Genomic DNA, 4,398 nt, shown 5'->3' on the forward strand with positions numbered 1-4,398 from the left:
GGCGATTATCGGTTTGACAAACCCAATCGATTATGCGATAACGAATCCAAGGAGTTATCGCCATGCCCGTCCTGTCCCGCCCCGAATTCCACGACGAAGCCAAGGCTTTCGAGCATGTGGAAGGCATTCTTTGGCCGAATGGTCCGGTTTGCCCCAAGTGCGGCTCTGTTGATCGCCACTATTCCCTGAAGGGCGTTCGTACCAAGCCTTCGAAGAAGAACCCCCACGGCGTCGAGCGTCATGGCCTGTACAAGTGCAGCGCTTGCCGCTCGCAGTTTACCGTCCGCATGGGCACGATCTTCGAGGAAAGCCATTTGCCGCTGACCAAGTGGCTTCAGGCTATCCACCTTATGTCGTCTTCTAAGAAGGGTATCAGCGCCCACCAGATGCACCGCATACTCGAATGCACCTATGAGGCCGCTTGGTTCCTGTGCCATCGCATTCGCCTTGCAATGGCGTCTGGCGACTTTTCCCCGCTTGGCGGCAACGGCAAGACCGTCGAAGTTGACGAGACTTATATCGGTCGCCTGAAGGGTACGCCGGTTAAGTCAGGCGGCGGCGCTCACAAAAACACTGTCGTTACGCTTGTCGAGCGTGGTGGCCGTGCCCGTTCCTTTCACGTCGATACCGCCCGCATGGGCAACGTGATGCCGATCGTTCGCGCCAACATCGCCAAGGAAAGCGCCTTGATGACCGACGAGAGCGGCATCTATCGCCGCGCGGGCCAGGAATTCGCTTCTCACGATGTCGTCACGCATTCCAAGGACGAATATGTCCGCTACGAAGGCGAAAAGACCATCCACACAAACACCGTCGAAGGCTTCTACAGCGTTTTCAAGCGCGGCATGAAAGGCGTCTATCAGCATTGTGCAGAACATCACCTGCACCGCTACCTCGCCGAATTCGATTTCCGTTATTCGAACCGCATCGCCCTTGGCGTTGATGACGGCACCCGCGCTTTCATCGCCTTGAAGGGCGCTGCTGGTAAGCGCCTCACCTATCATAGACCTGCTTGACGAAAAGCGGACGCACTTCCGAAAGCCGGTTCAACTCGAACTGCCTTACTGGCGATATGCGAAGGGCAAGAAAAAGCCGGGGACCTAATCCCCGGCAAGTTGCGTTGGTCGGAAGGCTAAGCGGCTAACGCCGCCGTCGCCTTATTACCGGCTACGGAAATGGCCGCACACAGATTCGGTGCGACCAAAGCGGAAGCGCTGGTAGGGGCTAACCCAGACCATTTCTTCACCTCTTCGAGGGGGTGGGCCTTGAAAAGAGGCGGCAGAAATGCGATTCTAGGGTGTGAACCTCTAGTGGTCGCGAGGCCTACCGCCTCTTCCCGACTGCTGGTCATCTGGGCCGCATTCCCGTGTCACCGGGTTTGCGGCCTTTCGCTTTCTCCTGCCCCTCCGACGCCAATGGCCAGAGCGCGAGGGGCTAGGCAGGTCTTATCATCGTCGTCCTCTTCCATGTTGGGCAGCACAAACAGCCGCCACGAATCTGTATAACGAAAGAAGCCCGAATTCACAATACGCGCCTTTTCGTTTTACGCGTTCGCTATGCACTAACCTTGCGGGAGGAGTAATGTTCCTGTAGTGTGCCGCCTAGTAGAAAGGCGCGAGGTGTCTCCATGGTAGGCGAGAAAGTTGATTTTGATGCAGCGGTGAATGCTGCCAAGGGGGCAGACGCCGAGGCGGCCAAACGGGAACGTTCGACAATCGATTTCCCATATGTGTCCCTTGAGGGTGCAATGGAAGTTGCGCGAGCTATCTACGCGCGGTGTGCGTTCGGCTCGTGCGACCAAGACGAGTTAGCCGCACAAATGGGCCAAACTCTCAGTGGTGCGTTTCGCATGAAGACGGGAGCGGCAAAGACGTTTGCTCTTGTCGAGAAAGATGGGCGAAGCGCGTTTAGGCTAAGTGAGATAGGGAAACGTGCTGTAGCTTCAGAGACGGAGCATTCGGCTAAGGTCGAGGCCTTTCTAAGCGTCCCGCTCTATCAACAAATCTACGAGAAGTTTCGTGGACACAATCTGCCACCTGCCAAGGCCCTGGAGCGCGAAATGGAGACGCTGGGCGTCCCACGCAAGCAAACAGACCGGGCGCGTCAGTCCTTTGAACGTTCGGCTCACTACGCAGGCTTCTTTGATAGTGGGAAGGACCGCTTAGTCCGCCCCAAAATGGAAGGGGCGCAGCACGTAATTGAGCTTAAGGAGCCTGTGCAGCCAACCCCGCCCGCCGTTGAAGATAGAGGCCGCAAGGGCTCTGGCGGCGGTTCTGAACCGCCTGATATTGATCCGATTATTGCGGGGCTAATCAATAGGCTTCCGCCTTCGGGAGCGGTATGGGCGAAATCAAAGCGGAAGCTTTGGCTTCAAATCCTCGAAAACAGCTTCGATCTGGTGTACGAAGAGGAAATTGATGAGGCAAAGAAACTGATTTGATGAAACCTAAAGGCAAAACCCAACGAGAGAAATTCGAGGAAGCCGCCCGCGAGCTAAAGACGGATCAGTCCGACGCTGCCTTCGAAGCCGTGGTCAACAAGATCGCCCACGCGCCGAAGCTCACCAACGAGCAGATAAAGCACCTAGTTAGGCGAAAGCAAACACGGGAGTCTGAGCCGACCCCCAAAGAAGAACCTTAAATCGCTTCTACGATGGTTTTCCAAATCTTTGAAAGGCCAAGGCGCGCATAGGCTTCTGGAATACCAGCTAGCGTAGCTACATCTTCGACGCTTAGCTGACCTTTTTCAAACTGCGGGATCAAAAGATCCAGTGCATCTCGTGGCAACAAAACCATCAATGCATGTAGCGCACCATTATGGTCTGAAATAAGCGACGCTGACATGCCTGACGATGGCGGCACCACAATGCCCTCGATTAAAAGGTCAACGGCCTTCATCGATGTGGCGCTCTGAGTTTCGTTATCGTAAGTGTGCAACAATTCCTTGCAGCAAACGAGCCGGCGCTGCGCGAGCATTCTTTCGCCGTCTAGAACATCGCTATAATATATATGGAGTACTTTTTGCTTTGACCCGTCCGCGTTAACGCGGGAAAACAGCCTGTGCATCCCAAGCAAAATCTCGGGATTGATTTTACAGCTGATGAATTCTACTTCATCAATGCCGCAATCTTCCATCACCTGCGCCAGCACCCAATCGATCCTGATTGGAAGCGTAGTGTATGCAGAAAATTTTTCGTAGAGGGTCATATCCATGTCATGGGGTTTAGCTAACCCCATGACATTTGTCTAGAATTTAGGCAAACATCGTTTTTACATCGACGCCTAAATCTGCATTATCCCCAAAATTCGGGGCGCCTTGGACTAGGCCTTTCTCAAACTGGAAAATCGCAGCGTTAGCCTCGCGGCACAAATCTTCCGTAGAGATGTCGTCAGAGAGCCCACGGAAAAATTTGATGTTAAGATGCGACAGACCTTCTGTCTCAAATAAAGATTTGAGCAGCCTATCTTTTTCGCTCATCGCCTTTCTCCTTTCTGTTCACCACAAATGCCAAAACTCGCCCCGATGAACGGCGGGCGAGTTTGGGTTCGGTCATCTGGTACTATGTCAATGGCAAAATCGGAAACGATTCCGCCAAACGAAGTTCCAGACTCTTGTCAAGAGGAATGTAGCGTTGCCAGATGGCAACATCAAGGCGGCCCCTACAATCTCCCGACAAAAATGTCAACCGCATTCTGCCGTACGTCGTGTGAAGGGGAGATTAACAAAACGGGAACATTTTGGAAGGGGGCGCATATATTATTTTCAAATTATGTTGTCAAGGATTTACGTTCACCTCTCGTTCACGTCGAAAACAGACATAACTAAGAGCTAGGGTTTCCCTCTAGTAAGCGATTATAGCGCAGCCATTCCCCTACGGCTGGGTAGCACGAGTTTGAATTTAACTCGTGCCCTTGGGCGCGAAGAAACACGTCCACCTGAATCTATGGTAGGCCTCGAACTTCATATGGGGAATGATCGTTCGGTAGAACGTCATTAGGCGTTCGCAGAGATGGTAGCGGTCATCTAGGGAGGCTTGGGCGCGCTCCTTGGGGATAAACCACTCTGGCTCTTGTGGCTCATTCATATATGCAGGGCGAGGCAGCCTGACGAAGTAGCCGTCTTTCGTCTCTCTGACATCGCCAGGGTCTATAGGATGGCAATCCTTGCCGCCACAGCAATCAGCCTGCGTAATCGGGTCTTTCTTGCCGCTGTACCAATCGTGGGCATCCGCGTGGCCAGATAAGACAAGGCACGCCAGCGCGATCCATCCCCGTGGCTGTTTCATGATCCCCTCACTTTTGAGGGATAGAATATATTAGCTAGCTCTAATTGTCAGCATGCCGGCCTGTCAGGTTTATATTCCTATTTCACTTTGGGTTTGTCAACCAGATAATCGCC

General features: G+C 53.3%; 5 protein-coding genes. 3 read left to right on the forward strand and 2 right to left on the reverse strand.

Translation table 11 applies throughout. The features are described 5' to 3' along the window. Positions 1-62: 62 nt before the first annotated feature. The 3 genes from AC07SZ_RS35565 to AC07SZ_RS35575 all read left to right on the forward strand — a co-directional run bounded on the left by AC07SZ_RS35565 (position 63) and on the right by AC07SZ_RS35575 (position 2,640). Entirely contained in the window at positions 63-1,016 is a 954-nt protein-coding gene (locus tag AC07SZ_RS35565; protein ID WP_494917890.1) for an IS1595 family transposase, read from the forward strand. Between the two features lie 611 nt (positions 1,017-1,627). Next, on the forward strand, positions 1,628-2,440 hold the full coding sequence (locus AC07SZ_RS35570; protein WP_494917892.1) for a hypothetical protein: 813 nt from the start codon (positions 1,628-1,630) through the stop codon (positions 2,438-2,440). After that, the gene (locus AC07SZ_RS35575) at positions 2,440-2,640 is read left to right on the forward strand and encodes a hypothetical protein (protein ID WP_494917893.1); all 201 of its coding nucleotides are present in this window, start codon (positions 2,440-2,442) and stop codon (positions 2,638-2,640) included. The genes AC07SZ_RS35570 and AC07SZ_RS35575 overlap by 1 nt, the downstream gene beginning before the upstream one ends. Here the strand turns inward: AC07SZ_RS35575 and AC07SZ_RS35580 are convergent. Then, positions 2,637-3,206, reverse strand: coding sequence for a hypothetical protein (locus AC07SZ_RS35580; protein WP_494917895.1), 570 nt, complete (start codon positions 3,204-3,206; stop codon positions 2,637-2,639). The genes AC07SZ_RS35575 and AC07SZ_RS35580 overlap by 4 nt on opposite strands. 46 nt (positions 3,207-3,252) lie before the next feature. Continuing rightward, positions 3,253-3,477 carry a hypothetical protein gene (locus AC07SZ_RS35585; protein ID WP_494917896.1) on the reverse strand — a complete coding sequence of 75 codons (225 nt, stop codon included), beginning with the start codon at positions 3,475-3,477 and terminating at the stop codon, positions 3,253-3,255. Positions 3,478-4,398 lie beyond the last annotated feature (921 nt).

It is taken from the genome of Mesorhizobium sp. GW821-FHT07A06 (assembly GCF_059419085.1).

Bases quoted from the DNA above. Each gene is read 5' to 3' on its own strand.
- AC07SZ_RS35565 (WP_494917890.1), top strand. From the start codon at position 63: ATGCCCGTCCTGTCCCGCCCCGAATTCCACGACGAAGCCAAGGCTTTC.
- AC07SZ_RS35570 (WP_494917892.1), top strand. From the start codon at position 1,628: ATGGTAGGCGAGAAAGTTGATTTTGATGCAGCGGTGAATGCTGCCAAG.
- AC07SZ_RS35575 (WP_494917893.1), top strand. From the start codon at position 2,440: ATGAAACCTAAAGGCAAAACCCAACGAGAGAAATTCGAGGAAGCCGCC.
- AC07SZ_RS35580 (WP_494917895.1), bottom strand. From the start codon at position 3,206: ATGACCCTCTACGAAAAATTTTCTGCATACACTACGCTTCCAATCAGG.
- AC07SZ_RS35585 (WP_494917896.1), bottom strand. From the start codon at position 3,477: ATGAGCGAAAAAGATAGGCTGCTCAAATCTTTATTTGAGACAGAAGGT.